The following is a 26,053-nucleotide window of genomic DNA, read 5'->3' as shown; positions in this document are numbered from 1 at the left end:
CTGAAACTCTCAGAAATTAGTTTTTTGGCAGAATTTTGGCTAGGCGTGCTTCCCAAACGGCATCCAACGGTACCCAAATGTTTGCGCCGCCCCAGCCTGTATCTCAATCTGGAACGGCGCATTGAACTTAAATTGTGCCAAATGGGGCGATCGCGCACTTCCTTATTTAACTGGCCCCTTTGCTCTGAGCACTAGACGCGGGCGATCGTCACACGCTCCGACTGATCTTGGTACTTGCCGCGGCGGGTTTCATAGCTAATCTCGCAGGGCTCTCCTTCCAAAAAGAGCAGCTGCACCACACCTTCATTGGCATAGATGCGACAGTCGGTACTAGATGAGTTGGAAAACTCTAGCGTTAAGTGACCACGCCATCCCGCCTCACCAGGCGTAATATTGGCGATGATGCCACAGCGAGCATATGTGCTTTTACCCATGCACACCACCGTAATATTTTCGGGAATTTCTAGCCGCTCTAGCGCCACACCCAAGCCATAACTATTAGCCGGAATGATGAAGTACTTTCCGGTGTCATCTTCGCGCAGCTTGGCCGACTCCAAATTTTCGGGATTAAAGTTTTTGGGATCGACGACGCTGCCAGGAATATGGCGAAAGATACGAAACTCGACGGGGGAAAGGCGGATATCGTAACCGAAGCTGCTGAGCCCATAGGAAATCACAGGGGAGCCATGAACTTGGCGAACTTGCGCTGGCTCGAAAGGTGCAATCATGCCCTGAGCCGCCATGCGAGAGATCCAGGCATCGTTTTTGATCATGTGCAGACCTACGGCTTACGCGAGGTTATAGAAGGTACAGGAGGAAGGATACCCGCCACGGCAACACAGTTCACCGTGAGGTCATGACGGGTAGAGAGGTTGGCATACACAACATATAGCGCACTATGTACCCCAAAATTCGTAATTTGAATACAGATAGCGCAATTTCTTATTTTTTTAATCTTGTGATGCTCGTAATTACTGAGGCTAGCTAGACCGAGTAGCGATCGCCCTCATATCCGCTGCCTTCTCCATTCAGTGCCGTGCGATCGCTGTAGCTCGATGCCTGTAGCTTGAACATTTTTGCATAGAGTCCGCCCTCTGCCATCAGTTGCTCATGGCTACCCACTTCGACGATCGTGCCATGTTCCAACACCACAATGCGATCGGCCATGCGAACCGTAGAAAATCGGTGGCTCACCAAAAACGTCATTTTGCCCTGAGTCAACTGACGAAACCGTTGGAATAAATCGAACTCGGCGATCGCATCCAATGCCGCCGTCGGTTCATCCAAAATCAGGATTTGCGCCGGAGTCATAAACGCTCGCGCCAGCCCAATCTTCTGCCACTGCCCACCAGACAGTTCCGCACTATCCGAAAAGGTTTTGCCCAAAATTGTTTGATAGCCATGCTCCAGCGCATCAATCACCGGATTGGCTCCAGCATCTAGCGCTGCCTGCTGAATGCGAGACAAATTTCCCCGCTGCCGCAAGTCACCAAAGCCAATATTGTCCTGCACGCTCAGGTTATAGCGAGAAAAGTCCTGAAACACCACGCCAATGTTACGTCGCAAATCGCTCAGGTCAAACTCGTACAGCGGCACACCATCTACTGTAATTTCGCCAAACTCCACATCGTAGAACCGGGTGAGCAGCTTCAGCAGCGTTGTTTTGCCTGCACCGTTCGTGCCCACCAGGGCAATACTCTCGCCCGGTTGCACCTTCAGGTTCAGGTGGTGCAGCGTTGGCTCGGTTGCACCTGGGTAGGAAAACGACACGTTGCGCAGTTCTAGCCCACGGCGCATGGGTTGAGGAAAGGTCAATGGCTGGGGTGGGTTCACCACCTGCGGCTTCAGGTTCAAAAACTCAAAGTATTGCGACACGAACAGATTGAACTCGTAAATCAGTGCGATGTCGAACAAAATGCCCTGAATCAAGCCCTGCGACTGCTGAAATGCCCCGGTGTACATGGTGAGGTCGCCCACCGTTACCGCGCCCTGAATGGTGCGCACAATCACCCAGCCATACGCCCCATAAAAGCCCAGGGTAGAAAACAGCCCTACCGCAAACCGCAGCCACGCCTGCTGTGCCGCCATGCCCGCCAGTTCTTGGTTGAACTGGGTGCGAATGCTATGCCATTGATCCAGCAGGTGCTCACCCAAATTGAACAGGCGCACCTCCTTGACAAATTCTTGGGTAGTCATCACTTGCTGAAGATATTCCGCCAGCCGTCCACTCTGGGTTTGGCGGCGCATGAGGCGAAAGCGCACCCCCGAAAAGCGAATACCCACCCATAACGCAGGTAGCGCCGTAAACATCAGCAGCAGCACAATCAACGGATTGAAGCTAAGCAACAAGCCCAACAAGCCAACAAAGGTAACGGTTTGCCGTGTGAGGGAGGTAAGCGTTCCCAGCACCCGCACCGGGTAGGCGCTGCCGCTCTGCTGCGCCCGGTTGAGCGTGTCGTAAAATTCCGGCAGTTCGTAGTGGGCTAAATCCAGGTTGATGGCTTGCTGCAATAGCACTTGGTTGGCATAGAGGGTAAAGCGATCGCTCAACACCTGCGACACGTAATTATTGGCCTGATTGAAGCCTGTGAGCGCCAGAGCCAGCACCAGCGCCGACCCAACGAGCACAACCAACGGTTGCCAATCAGGAACCGTTTGGCCTGCGCTCAGGTTGCTGACCACCACATCGACAATCAGCTTGTTGATGTAGAGTTGCGCCACGGGAATGAGCGCCAGCACCAGCGTGATCACGGTGGACAGCACCAACCATTGGGGTGCGCCTTTCCAAACTAATTGCAATAGCCGTGGCGTATTGGACACCACTTCCCAAAAGCGTGTTCGCGGTTTCGCAGAACTCATGCAGGCTCAAATCTCATGCAGGACAAAGAATGCAGACCATCGGGTCTTTTGTTTTAACGATGAGGAGTGGCTTTTGATACATGGCGCTGGTTGAGCACTCAATGCGCTAAGGGCTACTTGTATGGGTTGAACCAACTGGGTTGAACCAGCTTGGCGATCGCTCTAGATCGTGACGACTTTGGATCTTTGCTGAACGCATATAGCGGATCGCCCACCTCACCATCGGGATCTCTATTCTGCGCAAGAAATCTCAAAGTTGGGGGCGATCGCTGCTGGCAAACGCTACTGCGAATAGCCCAACACGCTCAAAATATCGGCAAAGGTTTCGTTTAAAGCGGCGATCGTTTCGGGTTGGAGCTTACGCCGATGGTCACCGGGAGCAATCTGCCGTCGATGCCGATAAATGTCTTCTTTAGCGACCACAAATTCATCTTTGTGATTGGCATAGAGCTGTTGGTAAAGAGGAGAGTTTGCGATCGCCGATTGGGGCTTAAACCTTTCCGAAAATGGCAGGCGATTGAGCAATTTTTGCATCATCGATTTTTCAGAAGAACCTCCCAAAAATGCAGCGAGAAATTGCTCCAACCAAAGGTGATAGTTCAACACCATATCCTCGTATTTAACCAGAGTCACATTTTTTCGACCCAACAAGTTTGCGATGACATAGTGATAGTTGTCTTTGTAATGGTTGGCTCGACGCAGCGAGAATCGATCGACTCCTTCTTGCTCCCATTGTTTACGCTGTTCATCTCCAGGATTGAAAATATTCGGATCGATTTTGTGGCTAAAGGTATGAGAGAAAAACAGCGACACTAGTACATCTCGTGGATCGCGCAAATGCAAAATGACTGAGAACCGATCCAAATCTTCTGGAATGGATGGACTGCCTTCTCCTGAACGAATTGGCCCAAAACAACAAGGCTGATTGAGCTGAAGTTTTTGTCGAATAAACTCATTCCAAGATGTGCCAACAATGTGTTGATAAATGCTGACATCCTTATCGTTAATTGAGTGGTAGTGAAGATGGCGTGCCTGTGCAATTTCTGATGTGAGTTGATGCACAAACATAGAAGCAGCTTTGTGCGTTGTATAAATCAAAACGGGCTTAAACTCGGCAGCAAGCATACAGGCTTCTGGCACCTTAAATTGGTTAACTGATGTGAGTTCAGGGTTGGGGAATGTTGAGAATGTTGGTTTAGGAATTCGGCGCGATCGCTCTTCTCATGCGTTCCCAAAAGGACTAATTTTCAACGGGGTGCTGACCGTAGTGGGGAATCGCTTCCGCCCAGGTGGGATAGTGTTGATGCTGCCACTCTGCATAGGCAAGCTGCAACATATCCATTGCGGTGCTACCCAAATTGCGCTCGGCCTTGGTCAGGCAAACGGGCTGGTGCCAGTCCACAAGCGTTGCCTGCCACTGAATCGGATGCATTACCGTATCGTCTAGTTGGGGCTGCAATCGGCCATCTTGCATGGCGTAAATGCCAACATGAAGTTGCTCACGCTGGGCAGGCATTTCTACCGCAAGGTGGGGGGCATTGCCGTTGGGGAAGTGCTGCTGATAGGTGCGATGGGCGATCGCCGCTAGAGTCGACACCGCATACAAGGGAATGTCCAACTGTTGGGCCAGCGTGCGCGCTGCCACCACCCCAATCCGCGTTCCAGTAAAGCCACCCGGCCCCTTTGCCACCGCCATAAAGGCCAGATCACTCCAGGCTTGCGGCTGTAGGAACTCGGCCATATAGAGTTGCAGATGGGTAGATAGTTCTTGCCCTAGCTCCCAGGTTTGGCAACGCGATACCTGATCAAAGTTGCTGAGCGCCAAACCCAAATCTGGGCTGCTGGTATGAATGGCCAATGCGTATTGGTTGGGCAGCATCCCCAATGTCTCCTCGTTTATGAACCTAGTTAGTGAAGCTGGCCTGCGCCCAAGTACAGTTCGCCCACCTTGGGATCGTTCAATAGGTCGGGACCACGTCCCTCAAAGCGATCGCGCCCTGCATCCAGCACATAGCCGCGATCGCTCATGGCCAGCGCTCGCCGTGCATTTTGCTCCACCAGCATGATTGACATTCCCATCACATTAATCTGCCGAATGCGCTCAAACACTTCCGATACCAGAATGGGCGACAGCGCCGCCGACGGCTCATCCAAAATCAGGAGCTTGGGTTCTAGCATGAGCGCCCGACCCATAGCCAACTGTTGGCGCTCACCACCCGATAGGGTTCCGGCTTTTTGCTTGCGGCGATCGGCCAGGACGGGAAATGCTTCAAAAATGCGCTGCTTCAACGGCTGCAAGGGCACATTGCGGGTAAACGCCCCCATCTCCAAATTTTCTTCGACGGTAAGGGTGGGAAAAACATTGGCAATTTGCGGCACGTAGCAGAGGCCATGCTGCACAATTTGGTCGGGGCGCAGTCCGGCAATTTCGGTATCCTGAAAGCGAATGCTGCCCTGGTTGGGCGGCAGTAAGCCAAAAATCGTTTTTGCCAGGGTCGATTTGCCCGCACCGTTGGGGCCAATCACCGTCACCAACTCACCCGGATACAGCCGGAAGTTGATGCCCTGAAGGATGTTGAGGTCTTTGATGTAGCCAGCATACACATCTTCAACAATCAGCAGCGGAGATGGCTCGGTCATAGAGAATGCGGTGAATAGGGCAAACAACCCTCAATAGTAGCGCCTAGGCCGCCGTAGCCGCAGTGCGTAGCAATCAGAATGGGGAATGGCAAGTAAACACCAGTTCAAGACGTGAGAGCAATCTACACACGAAACGCGCGGTTGCTCAACCAGGATTGGCACAGAGGAACGCTCACAGGGTATTCTGTGAAGTGTTGTAAAACGGTCAATAAGGGCTTGGGGAACGGTCGTGCTGGATCTTAAATTGATTCGCGAAAATCCAGAGCAGGTGCAGGCTCGGCTAAATTTGCGGGGCGGCGGTTATGATTTGAAACCCGTGCTGGATTTGGATCAGCAGCAGCGCCAAATGGAACAGCAGCGATCGCAACTGCAAGCGCGCAGCAACGAGATTGGCAAGTTGGTGGGTCAGCAGATGAAGTCGGGCGCGAAGCCAGATGATGCCGCCATTGTGGCGCTCAAGGATGAAGGCAATCAGATCAAAGCCCAGTTGAGCGAGTTGGAGCCCCAGGAAAAAGAGCTGAAGGCGCAGATTGAGTCATTTTTGCTGACGGTGCCCAACCTACCCAGCGACACCACCCCCGAAGGCAAAAGCGAAGACGACAACGTCGAGGTGCGGCGCTGGGGCGACGAATACATTCCCACCTATCCCGACATTTTGCCCCACTACGAAATTGGCGAAAAGCTGGGAATTTTGAACTTTGAGCGATCGGCCAAAATTGCGCAAAGCCGCTTTGTCACCCTATTGGGAGCAGGTGCAGCGCTGGAGCGGGCGCTGATCCAGTTCATGCTCGATCGCCACACCCAAGCAGGCTATACCGAAGTGTTGCCGCCGTTCCTCATCAACACGGCTTCGCTTACAGCTTCGGGCCAGTTGCCCAAGTTTGCCGACGAGAGCTTTAAGTGCGATCGCGACGATCTATGGCTGACTCCCACCGCAGAGGTGCCGATCACCAGCCTGTACCGCGACGAAATTTTGACGGCAGAAGAATTACCGATTTACCACTGTGCCTTTACCCCCTGCTTCCGGCGTGAGGCGGGCAGCTATGGCCGCGACACCCGAGGACTGATCCGCCTGCACCAGTTCAACAAGGTGGAAATGTTCAAGTTTGTGCCGCCCGAAACCTCGATGGATGAACTAGAGAGCTTGACTCAACAGGCCGAATCCATCCTACAAGCGCTAAAGCTGCCCTACCGCGTGATTGCGCTATGCACCGGCGACCTGGGCTTTGCCTCGGTCAAAACCTACGACCTGGAGGTGTGGCTGCCCACTCAAGGCAAGTATCGCGAAATTTCGAGTTGCTCCAACTGCACCGACTTCCAGGCAAGACGGGCCAACATCCGCTTTAAGGAAGCTGGCAAAAAGGGCACGCAATACCTGCACACCCTCAACGGATCGGGTCTAGCGATCGGGCGCACGATGGCCGCGATTTTGGAGAATTATCAACAGCCCGACGGGACGGTTCGCATTCCCGAAGTGCTGCAACCCTACCTGGGCCGCGATACGCTCTAACCCAGATCAGCCCAAAGAGTACGGTGAGTTCTACCTTGAGCGTTTCTCAACATCTGGAGCAACGGTCTAGAATAAGGAATCAGTACGCTTCTTCATAAAGGTTTACTATGTCGGTATTGGCGGCGATCGCAGTTTTGGCCTTGTTGATTGTGGTTCATGAGCTGGGGCACTTTATGGCGGCGCGCCTCCAGGGCATTCATGTCAATCGCTTTTCCATTGGCTTTGGCCCAATTTTGTGGAAGTATCAGGGACCTGAAACTGAGTATGCCATTCGCGCCATTCCGCTGGGCGGGTTTGTTGGCTTTCCCGATGATGATCCCGACAGCACCATTCCACCCACCGACCCCAATTTGCTCAAGAATCGTCCCGTACTCGATCGCGCAATCGTGATCAGCGCTGGGGTGATTGCCAATCTGGTATTTGCCTACTTTATCTTTGTCGGCCAGTTCACGACCGTAGGCATTCCCCAAGGCTTTAACTTCGAGCCCGGTGTGGTGATTCCCCAAGTTGTGACAACTGACTCTCCTGCAGCCCAAGCCGGAATTAAGGCGGGCGACATTGTGCTAGGAGTCAACGGGCAAACGCTGGGCAGCGGCGAAGCAGCCGAGAAGGAGTTAATGCAGGCGATCGCCAACAGTCCTGATCAGCCCATTCAGCTCACCATCCAGCGGGAGAACAACACACTCACCATCCCTGTAACCCCTCGGGTCGATGATAACGGTGTGGCTCGCGTTGGCGTCGTGCTAAACCCCAACGGCACCGTGGACTTCCGGCGACCCAATAGCCCCGTCGAAGTCTTCACCATGGCGGCGCGTCAGTTCCAAGATATGTTTATGCGCACAGCCCAAGGCTTCTACACCCTCGTCACCAACTTTGGAGCCGTCGCTGACCAAGTAGCTGGCCCCGTCAAGATTGTGGAACAGGGTGCCAACCTAGCCGCAAACGATTGGGTCAACCTCTTTCCCTTCACCGCCATCATCAGCATCAACCTGGCAATCATCAACATTTTGCCCCTGCCTGCCCTGGATGGCGGACAGTTGGCCTTCCTGCTGGCCGAGGCCGTCCGTGGAAAGCCCCTCCCCTCCCGCCTTCAAGAAAACGTGATGCAAACAGGCTTGGTGCTGCTGTTGGGTCTCGGTATCTTCCTCATCGTTCGCGATACCACCCAGCTCAACGTCTTCCAAAACCTGTTCCAATAAACTCCAAATCTGTAGTATCCAAACCTGAAAGCCGAGCGGCAGCGTCGCTCGGTTTTCCTTCAGCAGCGGTTTTGGCAAAAAGCAGTTTCGGCAAAAAGTTGCAGGCTCCTCCGCTAACTCGTCCTGCGATCGCCCCTCTTTTCCCAAGCCCCTCTTTTCCCAAGCCCCTAAATCCTAGCCCCTATCTCCTCCCCCATTCCCGACTCCCCCACTATGCCTCCTCGTAAGCGGGTTACCAAAAAGCAGCGCGCGCTTGAAATACTGGCGCGGTTAAAGCAGGAATATCCCGACGCCACGTGCTCGTTGGATTATGAAACACCAGTTCAGCTCTTAATTGCCACCATTCTGTCGGCTCAATGCACCGATGAACGGGTGAATCTGGTGACGCCAGAGCTGTTTCGTCGATTTCCCGATGCACCCGCCATGGCCAGCGCCGATTTAGAGGAAATTGAAGCGCTAGTAAAGTCCACGGGCTTCTACCGCAACAAGGCCAAGAATATTCAGGCAGCCTGCCGCAAAATTGTGACAGAGTTTGGCGGTGAGGTGCCACCGCGTATGGACGACTTGCTGACCCTACCTGGAGTAGCCCGTAAAACCGGAAACGTGGTGCTGGCTCATGCCTTTGGCATTAACGCTGGAGTGACGGTGGATACCCACGTGAAACGGCTGAGTGGCCGTTTGGGTTTGACCAAAGAGACCGAACCCGTCAAGATTGAGCGGGACTTGATGAAGTTGTTGCCTCAACCCGATTGGGAAAACTGGTCGATTCGGTTGATTTACCACGGACGGGCGGTGTGCAATGCGCGCAAACCCTTGTGCGATCGCTGCATGCTAGCCGACCTCTGCCCCTCCGCAACCGTCAAACCCAGTATCGAGCCCTTGGACGCTCCTGCAAATACGGTACCGTTAGCAGAAGCAGACCCAACTCGTTAGTGCCGATGAAGATTGTTCAGGCTCAGATTGACCATTTAAGAGCCGTTGCCAGTTTATTCGACCAATATCGGGTGTTTTATGGCGCGGCTTCAAATCTGAATGCGGCTCATGCTTTTCTCCAAGCGCGGTTGCAGCACGGTGATTCCGTCATATTGGTTGCGCAGGATGGCGATCGCCTCGTTGGGTTTACGCAGCTTTACCCCAGCTTTTCCTCCGTTGCCATGCAGCGCATTTGGATCTTGAATGACCTGTTTGTGGAGCCCAGTTCTCGCAATCAGGGCATCGCCAAGCAGCTCCTCCAGGCCGCAGAAGCCTATGCCAAAGACACCCATGCCATTCGCATCGTGCTAGCAACTCAAATCTCAAATGTTTTGGCCCAGTCGCTGTACGAATCGTTGGGTTACCGAAAAGACGAGGCGTTTTATCATTACGTGCTGCCACTCGGATAACCCGTACCTAACCCAACCTCTGGAGTGAGCGACTAGGGCGCAATGGGCGTTTCCCTAGCCGTGGTGGGAATGCGCACAATAAACTCCGTTCCCTTGCCCAGATCCGAGTGGCATTCCAGGGTGCCACCGTGCTTTTGCACCACAATTTGGTAGGTAATCGACATACCCAAGCCCGTCCCCTTGCCCACAGGCTTGGTGGTAAAGAAAGGATCAAACAGGCGATCGCGCGTTTCGGGAGACATGCCAGGGCCATTGTCTTGAATGCGAACTTCGGCAATGCCTTGGGGAGGTATCCCATCGGCTTCATGGTGAATGGCAGTTGCCGACTCATCGGGGAAAAAGGCCGTGCTAATGATGATGATGCGGGGCAACGTGTGAGACTCCACCGCATCCAGCGCGTTCGACAAAATATTCATAAACACTTGGTTGAGCTGCCCAGCGTAGCAATCCACCGGAGGCAGTTCGCCGTATTGCTTCACAATATCGACACTAGCCCCATCGGGAGAAGCCTTAATCCGGTTTTGCAAAATCAGCAGCGTACTGTCGATGCCATCGTGAATATTGACGGGCTTCTTTTCCGCCTCATCCAAACGCGAAAAGTTGCGGAGCGACAGCACAATTTGCCGAATGCGATCCGCCCCAATCTTCATGGACGACATGAGCTTCGGCAGGTCATCGCTAATGAACTCAATGTCGATATCTTGCAGCGCCTCCTCAAGAGGGGGTAAAGGCTTGGGATAGTGCTGCTGGTAGAGCTTTAGCAGGTACAGCAGATCTTTGGTGTAGTTGTTAGCGTGAACCAAGTTGCCATTGATGAAGTTGACAGGATTATTGATTTCGTGGGCGATCCCGGCCACCATTTGCCCCAGGCTCGACATTTTTTCGGTTTGGATCAGCTGAGTTTGAGTTTCTCGTAGATGCTTGAGCGCTTCGCTCAGTTGGGTGGCTTGGGCCTCAGCGGCTACGGCAGCGGCTCGGGTTTTGGCATACAGCTCGGCCTGGTCAATGGCGATCGCCACCTGATCCACCACCGCCCGCAGCAAATCCATTTCGCTCTCAGTCCAGATCCGCTCGGCACTATGGCTGCACACAATCGCCCCCAAACGGCCCGATCGCGTCTCTAGCGGCATCATCAACTGGGCGATCGCACCACGCTGATTCAACGCATCGGGCACATCGGCCTCAGCTTCAGCGATCGCGCCATCGTGAATATTCTCCACACGCAACATGCGCAAATCGAGGATATAGCGGGCTAACACCGAAGCAACACTGGCCGGATACTCACCCAACAAGCTATCCAGCCCTTCGTTATAGGCTTCATGCGTCACCACCAGATTGCTTTCCACATCGTTCGTCCAGCACCAGAGAAAATGGCAGCGATCGATTTGCAGCAGGGAGCGAATCTCGGTCACGGTCGTTTCCAAAATGGCATCCAGGTTCAGCGAATCGCGGATCTGGCTCGCCAATCGAAACAGCAGCGCTTCACGGCGGCTCATCAGTTCCTCGCGGGCCCAGGTGCGATCAATTGCCACCGCAATGCTGTTGGCCAACCAGCCAATGGTGTTGCGGATGGACTGAGGCAACGACTGCCGCCCAAAAATGGCCAGCACGCCAATCAGCCGATCCTCCACAATGAGCGGATAGCCCACAAACGATCGCAGATTTTCTTGATCCACCCACTCCTTCGCTCCGATGCACACATCGTTCGACACATCGACGCTGTGATAGGGCTTTCGAGTTTGAGCAATAAACCCAATGATGGAAATGCCAACCGGAATCAAATTATGAAACTCCTTGGGCGAACTGTGATTTCCGGCGCTGGCTTTCAGTTCGAGCAGGTGGCTTTCAGGATTTAGGGTCCAAATGCGAGCAAAGGGCAATTCCAAATAGCGCACCAACTGGGCAGTACATTGGCTCAAAATGTCGTTGATGGTGCCCCCAGCCGACAAAATCGCGCCCACCTCGGCTCCCAACTCGGCGAGGTGCGATCGCGTCTTGAGCTCTTGTTCTGCAAACTTGCGTTCGGTAATGTCGCTGCGAATCGCCACATACTGTTCTGGCCTACCTTGAGCATCCAGCACAGGCACAATCGTCGTATCAACCCAGTACAAAATGTTATTTTTGGCCCGATTACAAATTTCGCCTCGCCACACATGCCCCGAGGCGATCGTTTGCCACAAGTCCTGAAAAAACTCTTTGGGGTGATAGCCGGAGTTGATGATGCGATGGTCTTGGCCAATCAACTCATCGCGGGTATACCAGGAAATTTCGCAAAATTTATCGTTGGCGTAGGTAATGCGTCCCTCACGATCGGTAATGGCAATAATGGAATGCTGGTTCAGCGCAAAAACCAGCGCATTGGCAATACTCCCCTGTTCGTGGGGCTCTATAGGCTGGTGCCGAATTTGCCTCGAGGCTTCGGGTTGCTCTTCTCCCTGGTTGGTGCCGACTGCATAGATTGTTTGTCGTCCTGGCATTTGAGAAATTTGCCATGCCACCCGATGGTAGGCCCCCTTGCGGCTGCGATATCGATTTTCTACCGTGACGCGATCGCTTCCCGCAATGACCCGTTGCACCTTGGCCAACGTTTTGTCACGATCATCGGGATGCACACAATCGATAAAAGGCTTGGCCATCAGCTCGGCAGCCGTATAGCCCAAAATCTTGCGCCAACCAGGGTTTAGCCGCTTAAAGTAGCCGTCGTAGCCCAAAATGCAGCGCAGCTCGGAGGAGAGGTTAAAAAATAACTTCTTGTCAGCTTCTAGATGATGATGCTTGGAAATGGCCTCGGTGAGCGCACTGGTGCGACGCTGCAATTCCAGGTGAGTAATGATTTGGCGGCTTAGAGCCTGCAACCCCGACAGTTGCTTCGACGTGAGCAAGCGCGGCAACCAGTCCATCACAGCCAGCACCCCCAAGGGCACCCCACCCGGACTCACAATTCGCACCCCAGCATAAAAGCGAATGCGAGGCTCGGTTGCAACCACAGGGTCATCGGCAAATCGCACGTCAGCTCGCGTATCGGGCACCACCAAGCCTTCCGGTTGACTCATGGTGTGGTCAAACAAGGCCAGATCATCCAGCATGTCGGGCTCACCATTCCAGCCCGTGAGCGACTTGAGCCAAAAGCGATGGGCATGACCTGATGTTCCGTGCCCATCGCCCCGATAAAAAACAATGAGAGCAACAGGAACCTGGCAAATTTGTGCTGCCATTCCCGCTAGATCGTCAAACGCCGCCTCTGGCTCTGTATCCAAAATGTGATACTGCCGAAGCACGTCAAACCGTACAGCGTCATCGTCGGGAAAGGTTGCAGACATCGAAACACAAGGGTTTAGTAGAGGCAGTTGAGTCCATCCTCAGAATGCCCAAGGCATGAGGTTAGATCGCAGAGGGAGCAAAGGGAGTACCAGGAAGAGGCAATATCTGGTCTAATCGTTGTTGTTTAGGCGAGAAAAGTACGATAATACAGCCCTTTCAGCGAGTTTTGAAACTCGCACTAGGGGTTTCAGTCAGGACTGAGGCAGTTGACTGATGTTTGGGGCACTGAGCGACCCAAATATCAGTCAATCTCCTGGTTTTTCGGATGACATGCGTCAGTCCTATCTGTATTAAGGCTGGGAACAGGTGAATCGGATTACCCCAGGATTGACCGATGAGTGGCTTGATGCGTGCAGCAAATCACTCAAAATCAATAGCTCAGGAGCAACGGAGTAATGGCCTTAGAGTAACGCGATTTTGAAACTAGCCTTTAGCCATTTGGCGTGGGGCGTAAATTTCTTGCAACATGCCGTGCTCGAGGTCGTCACCCACAACGAGCGATCGCAGCAGGTCAAACTGCCAGCGCACCAAGGGAATTTCGGGATCGGTCACGATGTGATGCAACTTATGAGCCTGATCGATGACCGAGGCAGAGGCTTCCAGGTCTTCGAGAAACCATTCTCCGAGTGGATGTTCCCACGTTTGCAAAAATTGACGAAGAAATTCGCGATCGCCCGCAGGGATGAGCTGTGCAGGTGTCACAGTCCAGTACAGGATGGCATTGGGCGGTTGGGCAGGCTGCTGGAGGGCACTCTCTCGAAAAGTTTCCCACTGATTGGCAACCAGCGGTGCCACCAGATCAAAGGTGTAGCGTTTTTTGGGTTCGAGCGAAACCATGCCAACGGTTGCTCGATTTTGGCGAACGGCCTCTTCGTACAATGCGGAAAAGAAGGGCTGCACCACTTCTCGCGAGACAACCGCACACAGGCGATCGCCCGCCTCAGAATAGTCTTGGGCACCCGTTTGCTCATGCCGATGAAAAAGCAGTTGCGATCGCACCAGAGCTTTTTGGCTACGCTCATCCAGGCAAAACCAGACGGAGCTGCCAAGGTGAGTTTTGAGAATTTGCTGGAGGGCGTCGGGTTCTGGAGGAGGCTCTACCGGGGTCGATACGACGGGTACCGGCGTGATTGGCGGCAGCGGCTCCACATTCAGAGCAGCGAGTTCTGCTGGTGGCGCTGGCATGATCTCTGGTGAACTAGTCTCGTCTGAGCGAGTCTCTGCTGAACTAGTTGCGGCTGAACTAGTTGCGGCTGAACTGGTTTCTGCTGCACTAGGTTCTACTGAGCTGGTCTCTATCGCTTTGTTGACCAACAGATCTGATGGTGGTGAAACCGATACCTCTGCCACGGGCTCGGGCTGGGCTGGAGAATCGTCTGAGCGATCGGCAGGGGGAACCCCAACAGCGGGATCTTCGATAGCAGCAGAAGGGGCGATCGCCAAGTTTTCAGATGGGGATGACACCGCAACCGGAAAAGGCTGGCCCAGCGGCACAGTCTGGGCGATCGCATCTTCTGCCAGCTCACCAGGCGGCTCATGGGGTTGCTGATGGGAAGACTGAGCGGCGGCCTCTACAGGCGCAGACTGCGACACCTGGGCTGTCTGCTGCATGAGGGCTTCGAGCTGTTGGGTCAGTGCCTGGATCTCAGCGTTTTTTTCAGCGATGATTCGATCTTTTTTTTTGAGGAGATCGTCTTTTTCGGCCACCTGTAGGGCATTCAGGGCCGCCTGCATGAGGTCGGCATAGAAGGGATGGGACAACTCTACAAGCTGTACATCGGAAGACTGCCGCAGCAACCGACCCACCCGCTGCTTCGGCTGAATCACGAGTACGCCGCCTTCGGCATTGCGAATGTGCAGTTCGCGCACGCCATCGAGCATCAGAATGGTGCAGTGGTAGCGGCGTTTGCTAAAGGTAAAGGGAACCCCCTCGGGCGGAAATGGAGACGAACGTTCGGCAGACTCTGGCGGCATCAAGCGATCGCCATCCTCCACATCTTCGCGCAATGCCGCCACCACAGGTTCTTCGCCATGGGGCAAGCGCACGCCCACCAGTTCCAACTCAACAGAGCGCACTCCGTTCCACTCGTTAAGCCGCAGCTTGTAGGCAATATCCACCCGGCTCGGCAGAGGACAGTACTCTCCCCAGCGCCAGGCGATCGCCTTCATACTGTCGGAACCATCCTGAGCCTGAGCCACGGTGAGCTTGAGATGGGCACGATTTTGGCCAATGGTTTGCTGCTCCACCACACGGACATTTGGCGTCCAAAAAACGGGATCGCCGTTTTCAATGCCGCAGGGATGCAGACGATCGATTTGGGCGTACAACTCCAGATTCAAATCCTCTAGGTTGGCCTGGGCATCAATCGTTACCAATGGTTTGAGATGCTGCGGTTGCAGGTGCATGTTGGCAAAAATACGCAGGCGCGATCGCATCTCATCCAGGTATTCCGCTTGCAGAGAAAAACCGCCCGCCGCCCGGTGCCCGCCAAACTTTTCCAAAATATCGGCACAGCACTGCAGCCCATCAAACACGTTGAACTCGGGAATGCCCCGCGCCGACCCCCGCACGTGGGTTTGCGCCTCGTCCTCGTAGGTGCCAATGAACACGGGCACGCCGTAGCGCTCCACCAATCGCGATGCCACAATACCGATCACGCCATGGTGCCAGTTGGGTTGCACCACCACCAACACGCGATCGCTCGGCAAATCAAACTGCATCGCTTCGCAATAGGCGATCGCCTCCTGCTCAATCAGCTCGCACATGCGCTGCCGCAGTTGGTTCACCTCTTCGCACTGCATCGCCCGCTCTAGCGCAATGCCGGGATCATCCGTCGTCAGCATGTCAATCACAAGTTGCGGGTTGCCAATGCGCCCAACGGCGTTGATGCGCGGACCCAAACGAAAGCCGATCGCCTCTGGCTTGAGCGTGTTTTGCTCATTGCTCAGCCCCGCCACCTGAATTAATGCCTGCACGCCCGCCAACTTGGACTTGGGCAGCAGCGCCAAACCCCGCCGCACCCAGCGGCGATTCACTCCGGTGAGGGGAGCCAGGTCGGCAATGGTGCCCAGCGTGAACAGCTCCAGCAGCGAGTTGGTTAGCTCGGCATTTTTGTTGAAGCACTGGGCCAGGTACACCGCCAAAATGTAGGCCACACCCACCCCCGCCACCCCGCGAAAGGGGGAATCTTCCCGAATCAGCTTGGGGTTGAGGATGGCGTTGGCCGGAGGCAGCATCGGCGGAATGTCGTGGTGGTCGGTGACGATGACGACCATGCCCAGCTCCCGCGCATAGGCAATGGGTTCGTAGGCGGCGATACCGTTATCCACCGTCAGAATCAGCCGCACTCCCTCGTTGTAGAACTCTTCTACAATGCGGCGGTTAATGCCATAGCCCTCTTGCATACGGCTGGGAATGGCGTAGTCCACCTGGGCATCCAAGGCTCGTAGTGCCCGCAGCAGTAGAGCGGTACTGGTCATGCCATCGGCGTCGTAGTCACCGCAAATGGCAATGCCCCACCCTTGCTCAATCGCCTCCTGCAACTGCTCCAGGGCGATCGCCAAATCAGGAAATTCTTCCAGGGCAGACGGCAGCTCTTGTAATTCTGGGTCTAAAAAAATTGCGGCTTGTTGGGGCGTTTCAATTCCACGATTGAGCAGCACTTGCGCCAACAGGGGATGCAGGCCCACCCGGTCAGCCAAGCGAAAGGCGCGATCGCCCAATGCCGAGGCAATCTGCCAGCGCTGACGCGGCAACCGCTGCGTATTAAATTGCGGAGAAACAGAGGAATCCACCACGAATTCAGCGACTCACGTGCTGTGCAGAACCGTAGATAAATCATAGATGACGGCTTCCATTTTGGACGACGTTTTCGCTGGAGATCGCAGCGTCGTGCGTTGCCACTACCGGGATAAAATACAGGCTGCACGTGCAAGGCTTACCGAACGAGGGCAGGATGGATTATCGCGAGGCTGGGGTGGATGTAGAAGCGGGACGGGCATTTGTGCAGCGGATTCGCGATTCCGTAGAGAGCACGCGCCGTCCGGGAGTGTTGGGCGGCATTGGCGGTTTTGGTGGCCTGTTCCAAATTCCCAGTGGTTACCAGGAGCCGGTGTTGGTATCGGGCACAGATGGCGTGGGCACCAAGCTGAAGCTAGCCCATCAATGCGATCGCCACGACACGGTAGGCATTGACTTGGTGGCCATGTGCGTGAACGATGTGCTCACCTGTGGTGCAGAGCCCTTATTTTTCCTGGATTATTTGGCGACGGGCAAGCTGAATCAGGAGCAACTGGCGCAGGTGGTGGAAGGCATCGCCGAGGGTTGCCGACAGGCGGGCTGTGCGCTGCTGGGTGGCGAAACCGCAGAAATGCCGGGATTCTACCAGCCTGGTGAGTATGACCTGGCGGGCTTTTGCGTCGGTATTGCCGAAAAGAGCCAAATCTTGGACGGATCGCAGGTGCAGGTGGGAGATGTGGCGATCGCCCTGCCCAGCAGCGGCATCCACAGCAACGGTTACAGCCTTGTGCGCAAAATCGTAGAGATCAGCGGCACCGCATTAGACTCAACCCTGCCGGAGTTTGCTGGAAAATCCCTGGGAGAAGTGCTACTCACGCCCACCCAAATTTATGTGAAGGCAATTGTGGCGGCACTCAAGGCCAACTTGCCCATTCACGGTATGGCCCACATTACAGGCGGCGGTCTTCCCGAAAACCTGCCCCGATGCCTCGCCCCTGATCAATCCATTCGCGTGGATGCCAACACCTGGGCCACACCACCCGTCTTTGAGTGGTTAGCCAAAACCGGCAACGTGGAACGGGCCGAAATGTTCAACACCTTCAATATGGGGGTTGGCTTTGTAGTGTTGGTGCCACCAGATCAGGTCAATCCAATCTCCACGTTTTTCCAGCAACAAGAACTGGAAGCCTGGACGATTGGGGAAGTTGTCACGGGCGATCGCAGCTTAATCCTGGATCTGTAATAGGCTACATGCTTTCGCAAACGAACAAAAAGGCTAGGTCGGGCAAGCTCAAACACGCAAACCCCAGACCTAGCCTTTACATAGGACAGCCTGAACCGTTAGAAAACCTGAGTTATGGATAAGCTTTTCTGAGGTTCGCGCGATACGCGAACCTCAGAAAAGACCTTAACCGAAACTGACGTTTAGAAAACTCTACGCGGTTGCTTTTTTCTGACGACGCTTCAAACGACGCGCAAGCACGGCACCCGCCATGAGCGTGCCAGCAACCGTTGTGGGTTCTGGCACACTCTGAACTTCTCCCTTCAGCACGATGCCATCGTTGCCGCACTCCGCAAACAAGCTGGCCAAAAAGGTACCCGTCTTGGGCAACAGTGACTTATCAATAGCAATACCAAAGGTATGCGCGCCTTGAGTACCAAACTGCCCAAAGTTAAGACCATGTTGAGCAGAAAGATCACTACTCGACAACAGCGATACTCCACCCAGTAAAGAACCCTTGGCGATCGTTGTTTGGGCAGCACCTTTTTGATTGAAATAGGTTGTATCGGCTGCGAGGTGGCCATAGGAGGCTGAGCCCTTTAAGTCACTCACAGACTTCGTGTGAGCTTCTACAGATTTATGTCCATCATTTTTGCTCGTGACGCTGGTTGTTGTTACATTGCCGTAAACTCCCACGTCACTGCGAGTTTTGGTGACGGTCCGAGTTTTTGTTTCCATCTTCTTGGTCTTTTTGTTGTAGACCTCGTAGGTTTCAGTTTCGGTGTACTGAACTTTTCGCGTATCGTTTTGATCGTCGAACCGAACCCCGTACAGCGAACCATTTGCAGCACTCAAACTGTTCTGGTTGACAAAGTTGAGGAGCAAATCTCCATAGCTAATCTTGCCATTTTCAACTGACTTGTGATGGGTTTCGCCGCCGAGCGCCAAGTTAGAGTTAATCGCAAAAATTAACCGATTGCTCGTTTCCTTATATGCCATTCCATAAAACTCGTAGGCGCTGCTTGAACCCACAACCCCCTGGTGCTGGTTTCGTGAATTCAAAATGGTGCCAGTTCCATCGTTAAACGAGTCGATCGAATACGTCCAACCGCCGATCTTAGCGGCTTGGGCCTCTCCTGCACCGACCACTAAACAGCCCAAACCCATCAACGCGCTAGCCAATACCTTGAGTCCGCGCTTCTGCATGTACTTGAATCTCCTGAATGACTTTATTAACGCGCAGTGCAGCTATTACGAAGATGCCACTGCACTGCTATATGGAAATTCCCTGACAAAGTAATTTTGGCACTGCATCGATGAAGTCAATAGAGGCGACTCGATTGATAACGTCAAAGAATCCGTAAAAAAAAAGACCCAAACCGCAGGGTAAAACTCCGTATTTTTTTGAGGAGTACGGAGTGGGTTTTATCTATCTTTAAGTGAATACAAGCCTGATGCTGCAAGCAGCTTGGACGTTCTCAAACAAACTTGGCTCTCGTCTTAGTAGATGCCACAACTAAAACTACGTAGCCTGGTCAGTAATTGCACGAACCTAGCTAGAAACTCGCTCAAGCTTCAGCAGTGTCAGGTCTATAGTTTGTAGACTTTCTTCTTAGGAGAAATTGCAGCAGAAGCGGCGGATCGCTTCACTAGAAGAAGCATGTGAAGGTTAAGTAATCCTACGCGATCGCCCTCTAATTCTTGACCGAACTTGGCGGCATTCAACATAACATGGAGCGAAAATCCAGAACCTGAAACGTTTATTTACAGCTACATTGAAAATCCCCATACAGGACAACACAGCGGATATTTAACACGTTCCACAATGGAAAATTTCAACGGACTGCACACAGAAATCTATCAAGAGTTTTTGCAAACGTTGCAGCGGTGAAATCCATCCGAACCGATGCTTTGTGCATTGGAACTGCGATCGCTGCAAACAACCACAAGCTGAACAAAAACTGGAGCCGACTTATCTGCAGGCTCCAGTTGGGGGGTCAAAATATTGAACTATCCTAAAACCGAGAGACAGACCATGGAGACTGCTCTGCTGTAGTGACTAGCTTGCACCAGCTTGGGCTGTCCCGTCAAAAGACGCACTGTCAAACTCGTGTAGGATTTACGCACGTCATCCGAAAAACCAGGGGATTGAATCATAGTTGGAACGCTTGTTGCTCCAACCATCATTCAATTGCATAAGTCCTGTCGTGGTTGGCTGAGCAAACTTGAATGGGTGAAAGCAGGGTAATGGACGGTAATGAACGGCTAAGGTCAGCGATCGCAACAGCAGCTCACCCAACGGGAATCTACCGAACTTAACAAAGCCTATGCGCCAAATTGCTGAGACCTAGCAAGCTTCAGGCAGATGCACCCTTGCATACGACACCGCAACTGAAAACAATTCATTCCATCTTAGAAAGCTCGCACAACAGAATGGAATCGTAATTTTTCGTTTGTGGTAAATATTTATCGCGATCGCATGTAAAGCTCTATACATGTTTTGTTTGGGCGATCAAACTATTTTTCGCGCCTCATATCTAATAAAAATTTGTAACGCTGTTGTCAGCAATTTTTCATTGAAATTGTTAGCTCCTTCCGATCAGCGGGAACACTGCAAATAACGATCAAATTCTAGTGTCAATCAGCCAAAGCTACTAAATTTTTAACGTATCCAACTTCAATCTGCTTTTTTCGCCAATCTAGGCATGGGCAATCAATAAGCTTCGATTTACAAACAACTGGCATCCAGCTTTAACTCCCCAGTACAGGCAAGTCTTCGAGCCTGTTGTTCTCTCGTGCTCAAGCGGTCCCTGCATTCGTTACACCATGCTCATCGCTTACGGTTTACGACTCAACACCCATCATCGATTAGCCAGATAGCATTCATGAATTCATCACCATCCCAATCTAGGGGGCTTCCTCTTCGGTCTGTTCTCACCATTCCGTTTATTGTGCAAGTTGCGGTTGCGGTTGGGTTAACTGGGTGGCTCTCCATTCGCAATGGGCAACGGGCTGTGAATGATGTCGCAAGACAGCTCCGTACCGAAATTACCAACCGAATTGACAGCGAAGTTCGCCACAATTTGCAGACGGCAGATACTGCCAACCGACTGGCGATCGCCGCCCTGTTGCGTGAAGGGGCAGAGCTACAAAACGTGCGATCGCCCGAGACCATTCACTGGGATTTTTTGAAGAATATTGACGAGGTAAGCGGCTTTGGTTTTGCCAACACCATCGGCGACTTTTCCGCCGTGCAGCGACGCAACAAAGGCGACCAATCCATCTACTTCATCGAATATGCCAACGCCTCGACGGAGCAAAAATGGCTCAGCAACGAAGTCAACTTGCAAAAACAAATTGTGAACTCGGCGCTGGGCGACAATCCCGTTGATGGCCGAACTCGTCCCTGGTACACTGCGGCGGTTGAAGCACAGGGAGCCGCCTGGAGTCCGATATACACCTCGGTTAGCCGCTCGGCAGACAAAACCCTGGCCATGAACGTAGCGCGTCCCATTTACGATGGCGATCGCACCCTACAAGCGGTATCGGGGGTGATCTTTAACCTGCGGCAAATTAGCCAATATTTGGATGGGCTGGAGCTGAGCGAAACTGGGCAAATGTTCATTATGGAGCGATCGGGTGCGCTGGTGGGCACCTCGGATGGAGCCGATCCCTTTACCGTTTTGGAAGACAAGGTTGAACGGTTGCAGGCCACCGATAGCGACCATCCCCTCATTCGCGCCGCAGCCTCGCATCTCCAACAGCGCTTTGGCGAGTTAGAGGGCATTACGACAGCTCAGCAGCTTGAGTTTCAACTCGATGGCAAGCGCCAGTTTTTGCAGGTCACGCCGCTCTCGTTTGGTAATGGCATTAACTGGCTGATTGTGGTCGCTGTGCCGGAATCTGACTTTATGGAGCAGATTCATGCCAATACGCGCAATACGGTGCTGCTGTGTCTGACGGCATTGGCGATCGCCAGTTTGGTCAGTGTCCTGTTGGCCCGATGGATTAGCCGTCCCATTATGGACCTGAGTCAGGCATCACGGGCGATCGCCCAGGGACAGCTCGACCAAACCGTGGAAGCCCAAGGCATTCGCGAACTTAAGGTATTGAGCCAAGCCTTCAACCAAATGGCGCATCAGCTCAAAAATGCGTTTCAAGATCTCGAAACCCGTGTTGAGCAGCGCACCACAGAACTGAAGGATGCTAAAGAAGCCGCCGACACCGCCAACAAAGCCAAGAGCGAATTTTTAGCCAATATGAGCCACGAGCTGCGCACGCCGCTCAATGGCATTTTGGGCTATGCCCAAATTTTGCTGCGTGACAAAACGCTCAATCCCCGCCAAAAGGATGGCCTCGATATCATTCACCAGTGTGGCTCCCACTTACTCACCCTGATCAACGATATTTTGGATCTTTCCAAAATTGAAGCTCGCCGATTGGAATTATTCCCTCAAGATTTTTACCTGGATTCGCTGCTGCAAGGCATCGTCGATCTGTGCCGCGTCAAGGCCGAGCAAAAGGATATCAGCTTCAATTATCAAGTGCTCAACAAGCTTCCCGTTGCAGTTCATGCCGATGAAAAGCGCCTGCGCCAAGTGCTGATCAATTTGCTGGGCAACGCCATCAAATTTACCGATCAGGGCAGCGTTACCTTTAGCGTTGGCGTATTGCTAGATAGTCGCGGCAAATCTCCGATAATGCCTGCTGATTTTGCCCAGAAACCCTCATCCAAAGGGCACCCAACCTCTGACACCGACAGCACCAACCACGCCGCGATTTCGCGGGTGCGCTTTCAGGTGCAGGATACTGGCGTTGGGATGAACGCCACGCAAATTGCCAGCATTTTCACCCCCTTTGAGCAGGTAGGCGACAAACAGCGCATGGTGGAAGGCACCGGGCTAGGACTGGCCATCAGCCAAAATATTGCCAATATGATGGGCAGCCACATTCACGTAGAAAGTGTGCCCGGTCAAGGCAGCACGTTTTGGATTGATGTGGACTTGCCTTGTGCTGTGGGCTGGTTAGAACCGAATACCCATACGTCTACTCACAGCATTGTGGGCTATGAGGGCGATCGCCGCTCGGTATTGGTGGTGGATGATCGATGGGAAAACCGCTCGGTGTTGGTGAACCTGCTGCAACCGTTGGGCTTTGACCTGATTGAGGCCAGCAACGGAGAGGAGGGCGTTGATCGGGCGATCGCCCACCAGCCCGACCTCATCGTTACCGACTTGGCGATGCCACTCATGGATGGTTACACCATGGTGCGTCAACTCAGATCCATTCCCCAATTTCAAACCACACCCATCATTGCCTCCTCGGCTAGCGTCTTCAAATTTGATCGGCAGCAAAGCCAGGAGGCAGGCTGTACAGACTTTTTGCCCAAGCCTGTGCAGTCCGAGGAATTGTTTGAACAATTGGAGCAGCATTTGCAACTCATCTGGGTTCACGAAGATGGTGCACCCAAAGCAGCCCCCACCCCACCCAAAGCCAACACAACACAGGAGGACTGGGTTGTACCCCCACCCAAAGAGCTCGCTGCGCTATACACCGCTGTACAAATGGGCGACATTCGACTGGTCGAGCAAGAAAGCCAACGCTTACAGCAGCTTCATGCCGACTACCACCCCTTTGCCAACAAAATCATGCAGCTTGCCCAAGACATGAATGAGCAGGCGATCGTTAAGTTGATTAGACCCTATGTCGAGGCCGAGTCATGAACCCAACTACGCCGCGTACCATTTTGGTTGTGGACGACAATGCCACCAACGTGCGCGTTTTGTACGATGTGCTGAGCGCGGCAGGCTTTCGGGTACTGGTAGCCCAATCGGGCGAAAGCGCCCTCAACAAGCTAAAGGTGATCCTGCCGAATCTCATTCTGCTGGATGTGATGATGCCGGGTATCGACGGATTCGAGACCTGTCGCCGCATCAAGGCCGAACCCAGCACCCAGAATATTCCCGTCATGTTTATGACGGCGTTATCCGATACTGCCGATAAGGTGAAGGGCTTTTCGCTGGGGGCGATCGACTACGTGACCAAGCCGCTGCAACAGGATGAAGTGCTGGCGCGGGTGAATGTGCACATTCGCCTACAAAGCCTGCAGCAAGAGTTGCAGCAGCTCAACCAAACCCTAGAACAGCAGGTTGCCCAACGAACAGCAGAGCTGTCAACGACGCTAGCCCAACTCAAAGAATCGCAGTTGCACTTGGTCCAAAGCGAAAAAATGTCGACCCTGGGGCAAATGGTGGCGGGAGTTGCCCACGAAATTAATAACCCGGTGGTATTCATTTCGGGCAATTTGCAGCCTGCGATCTACTATGTGCAGGACTTATTTGGGCTGATCGAGCTATACCAAAACAGGCTACCCAACCCAGATGAGGAGCTAGCTAACCGAATTGAGACGATTGACCTGGACTATATTCGCGAAGATTTGCCCAAGCTCCTTGCATCTATGAAAGAGGGAGTCAATCGCATTTGCAATATTAGTACCAGCTTACGAGCGTTTTCCCGTACCGACACCGCAACCCAAATTCCCTTCAATATTCACGAAGGGCTAGATAGTACGCTGATGATTTTGGGGCATCGCCTCAAGTCTACGCCCAAGCAGCCAGGTGTGCAGGTGATTAAGGACTATGGCGATTTACCCCTGGTGGAATGCTATCCAGGACAGCTCAACCAAGTCTTTATGAATATTTTGAGTAATGCATTGGATGCGTTGGAAGAACACTATCAACATCAGGTGAACGAACACAGCCAACTCTATCCCGGAACAATTCGGATATGGACGGAGACACTCGATGAAGAATGGGTGCGTGTTCATATTGCAGATAATGGACCGGGTATTGCAAAAGAGGTGCGATCGCACTTGTTTGATCCCTTCTTCACCACCAAACCCGTGGGCAAAGGCACCGGACTCGGCCTCTCCATTAGCTACCAAATCGTCACCGAAAAACACCACGGCAAACTCTACTGCTACTCCGAACCGGGTCAAGGCACTGAATTTGTGGTGGAAATTCCGGTGCGATCGCCAATGGTCTTACCTTCAAAATCTGAAGGTTTAACCGTAAAAGATTAGCCTAAATGTAATTGGTTAGATAGGTGAGATTGCATGAAAAATCGTATGCAGATTCTTGCCCCAAGCTATGCGTTTTCCTTCAGTATTTATTGCTCTCAAATGCTTAGTGTATGAATTTTGTTGAATCAAGTGTGCGTTATGCTTACATATTTCATTCCAGTGCACTTTACCTTCCATAGTCTGTATTGCAAGATTTAAATTTGGTGAGCCAGCCAAATATTGTTGATCATCCCATGCAATTAAATAGCTTATAGGTTCTGCCAACACAGCATAGCTGTTAATCATGCTATGTGAGCAATGTGTTGAGTAATTCTCAAACCGTCTTGCTCTTGTTAGCCCTGCCGCCCCAGCAGCATATTCTCCTGAGGCATTACGATAAGACTTAATAGTCACATCATTATTTCGAGAGAAATAGTTGTAACAGCGTATATCTGAAGGGATAACTTCTTGGTTGAGAATCACATCATGGTCAAAAGCAGCACCAAGGAAGTAGATTCCCCGTATATGTTTAAGAGATTTATCTTGCTGTTCAAGTGCATATCGTATGACTGATGCACCCAAGCTAAATCCAATGAGGTAATAGTTAGTTTGACGTGTCTCCAATTGAGCGATTTCTTCAAGAAGAAGCCTTCCTGCTTCTTTTGCTGCTGCTTGAGACTCTAGGAAATCATGAATTACTGTCTGGAGAACTATGGGACGTGCGTTCCACTGGAACGCGTCCACATCAAATCTTAGTTGCTTCCGTTTAATAAAATCACTCAATTGAGAACTGAACGGAGCCGCTGGCTTATATCCGCCAAAACCATGCACATAAATAATTCTCGAAATCTTTTCCACGACATGCCCCCAAAACTTATAAACAGAACTTGAGTGGTCGGACGAGCCTTAACTCAGGTTTCCCTCATTGAACAAGACACTAAAATCTCTCAATGCCTCAATTAGACCATCCCAACAAAATCAGTACAAAAGAACTAAAAACAGAAAAAATATTTATATTGGAGGAAGAGCATTAGCCATTCCAAACAAGTTTGAGAGGAGGCGATCGCCCCACATCCATATCTAGGGTTCATGACATACAAAATGTGCTGAAAATCCTAGTG

16 protein-coding genes are annotated in these 26,053 nt (G+C 52.6%); 7 read left to right on the top strand and 9 right to left on the bottom strand.

What is annotated here, in order from left to right; all coding sequences use genetic code 11:
* Nucleotides 1-191: 191 nt before the first annotated feature.
* From dcd to ACQ4M4_RS16650, 5 genes are all read right to left on the bottom strand, one after another.
* Nucleotides 192-773, bottom strand: coding sequence for a dCTP deaminase (dcd, locus tag ACQ4M4_RS16670; RefSeq protein WP_430685570.1), 582 nt, complete (start codon nucleotides 771-773; stop codon nucleotides 192-194).
* 211 nt (nucleotides 774-984) lie between these two features.
* Nucleotides 985-2,859: an ABC transporter ATP-binding protein gene (locus tag ACQ4M4_RS16665; RefSeq protein WP_430685569.1), complete on the bottom strand. Its 1,875-nt coding sequence runs from the start codon at nucleotides 2,857-2,859 to the stop codon at nucleotides 985-987.
* Nucleotides 2,860-3,141: 282 nt separating this feature from the next.
* Entirely contained in the window at nucleotides 3,142-3,984 is an 843-nt protein-coding gene (locus tag ACQ4M4_RS16660; RefSeq protein ID WP_430685568.1) for a sulfotransferase domain-containing protein, read from the bottom strand.
* A gap of 115 nt (nucleotides 3,985-4,099) precedes the next feature.
* Nucleotides 4,100-4,738, bottom strand: coding sequence for a tRNA (adenosine(37)-N6)-threonylcarbamoyltransferase complex dimerization subunit type 1 TsaB (tsaB, locus tag ACQ4M4_RS16655; RefSeq protein ID WP_430685567.1), 639 nt, complete (start codon nucleotides 4,736-4,738; stop codon nucleotides 4,100-4,102).
* 29 nt (nucleotides 4,739-4,767) lie between these two features.
* On the bottom strand, nucleotides 4,768-5,499 hold the full coding sequence (locus ACQ4M4_RS16650) for an ABC transporter ATP-binding protein (protein WP_430685566.1): 732 nt from the start codon (nucleotides 5,497-5,499) through the stop codon (nucleotides 4,768-4,770).
* A gap of 229 nt (nucleotides 5,500-5,728) precedes the next feature.
* Here ACQ4M4_RS16650 and serS point away from each other — a divergent pair, with 229 nt between their 5' ends.
* From serS to ACQ4M4_RS16630, 4 genes are all read left to right on the top strand, one after another.
* Entirely contained in the window at nucleotides 5,729-7,009 is a 1,281-nt protein-coding gene (gene serS, locus ACQ4M4_RS16645) for a serine--tRNA ligase (protein ID WP_430685565.1), read from the top strand.
* Between the two features lie 107 nt (nucleotides 7,010-7,116).
* Nucleotides 7,117-8,208 carry an RIP metalloprotease RseP gene (gene rseP / locus ACQ4M4_RS16640; RefSeq protein WP_430685564.1) on the top strand — a complete coding sequence of 364 codons (1,092 nt, stop codon included), beginning with the start codon at nucleotides 7,117-7,119 and terminating at the stop codon, nucleotides 8,206-8,208.
* A 213-nt stretch (nucleotides 8,209-8,421) separates the two neighbouring features.
* The gene (gene nth / locus ACQ4M4_RS16635) at nucleotides 8,422-9,141 is read left to right on the top strand and encodes an endonuclease III (protein WP_430685563.1); all 720 of its coding nucleotides are present in this window, start codon (nucleotides 8,422-8,424) and stop codon (nucleotides 9,139-9,141) included.
* Between the two features lie 5 nt (nucleotides 9,142-9,146).
* Nucleotides 9,147-9,590, top strand: a complete 444-nt coding sequence (locus tag ACQ4M4_RS16630) for an N-acetyltransferase family protein (protein ID WP_430685562.1) — start codon at nucleotides 9,147-9,149, stop codon at nucleotides 9,588-9,590.
* A 32-nt stretch (nucleotides 9,591-9,622) separates the two neighbouring features.
* Here the strand turns inward: ACQ4M4_RS16630 and ACQ4M4_RS16625 are convergent, their stop codons facing one another.
* A complete protein-coding gene (locus ACQ4M4_RS16625; RefSeq protein WP_430685561.1) occupies nucleotides 9,623-12,910 on the bottom strand; it encodes a GAF domain-containing protein in 3,288 nt (1,095 codons plus the stop codon).
* Between the two features lie 424 nt (nucleotides 12,911-13,334).
* Nucleotides 13,335-16,709: a single-stranded-DNA-specific exonuclease RecJ gene (gene recJ / locus ACQ4M4_RS16620; protein ID WP_430685560.1), complete on the bottom strand. Its 3,375-nt coding sequence runs from the start codon at nucleotides 16,707-16,709 to the stop codon at nucleotides 13,335-13,337.
* Between the two features lie 158 nt (nucleotides 16,710-16,867).
* Here recJ and purM point away from each other — a divergent pair, with 158 nt between their 5' ends.
* A complete protein-coding gene (gene purM, locus ACQ4M4_RS16615) occupies nucleotides 16,868-17,893 on the top strand; it encodes a phosphoribosylformylglycinamidine cyclo-ligase (protein ID WP_430685559.1) in 1,026 nt (341 codons plus the stop codon).
* A gap of 192 nt (nucleotides 17,894-18,085) precedes the next feature.
* Here the strand turns inward: purM and ACQ4M4_RS16610 are convergent, their stop codons facing one another.
* Nucleotides 18,086-19,078 carry an XDD3 family exosortase-dependent surface protein gene (locus ACQ4M4_RS16610; RefSeq protein ID WP_430685558.1) on the bottom strand — a complete coding sequence of 331 codons (993 nt, stop codon included), beginning with the start codon at nucleotides 19,076-19,078 and terminating at the stop codon, nucleotides 18,086-18,088.
* A 1,679-nt stretch (nucleotides 19,079-20,757) separates the two neighbouring features.
* Here ACQ4M4_RS16610 and ACQ4M4_RS16605 point away from each other — a divergent pair.
* Complete coding sequence (locus tag ACQ4M4_RS16605; RefSeq protein ID WP_430685557.1) at nucleotides 20,758-23,595, top strand: ATP-binding protein; 2,838 nt, start codon at nucleotides 20,758-20,760, stop codon at nucleotides 23,593-23,595.
* A complete protein-coding gene (locus ACQ4M4_RS16600) occupies nucleotides 23,592-24,953 on the top strand; it encodes a hybrid sensor histidine kinase/response regulator (RefSeq protein ID WP_430685556.1) in 1,362 nt (453 codons plus the stop codon). Before ACQ4M4_RS16605 ends, ACQ4M4_RS16600 begins: the two co-directional genes overlap by 4 nt.
* A gap of 15 nt (nucleotides 24,954-24,968) precedes the next feature.
* Here ACQ4M4_RS16600 and ACQ4M4_RS16595 read toward each other — a convergent pair whose 3' ends face one another.
* Nucleotides 24,969-25,790: a DUF726 domain-containing protein gene (locus ACQ4M4_RS16595; protein ID WP_430685555.1), complete on the bottom strand. Its 822-nt coding sequence runs from the start codon at nucleotides 25,788-25,790 to the stop codon at nucleotides 24,969-24,971.
* Nucleotides 25,791-26,053: the final 263 nt, after the last annotated feature.

The sequence above is a fragment of the Leptolyngbya sp. AN02str genome (assembly GCF_050565595.1).
Taxonomy (GTDB): domain Bacteria; phylum Cyanobacteriota; class Cyanobacteriia; order Elainellales; family Elainellaceae; genus Kaiparowitsia.
The sequence above is the reverse complement of the archived record's forward strand: the minus strand, read 5'-3'. Positions and strand labels throughout refer to the sequence as shown.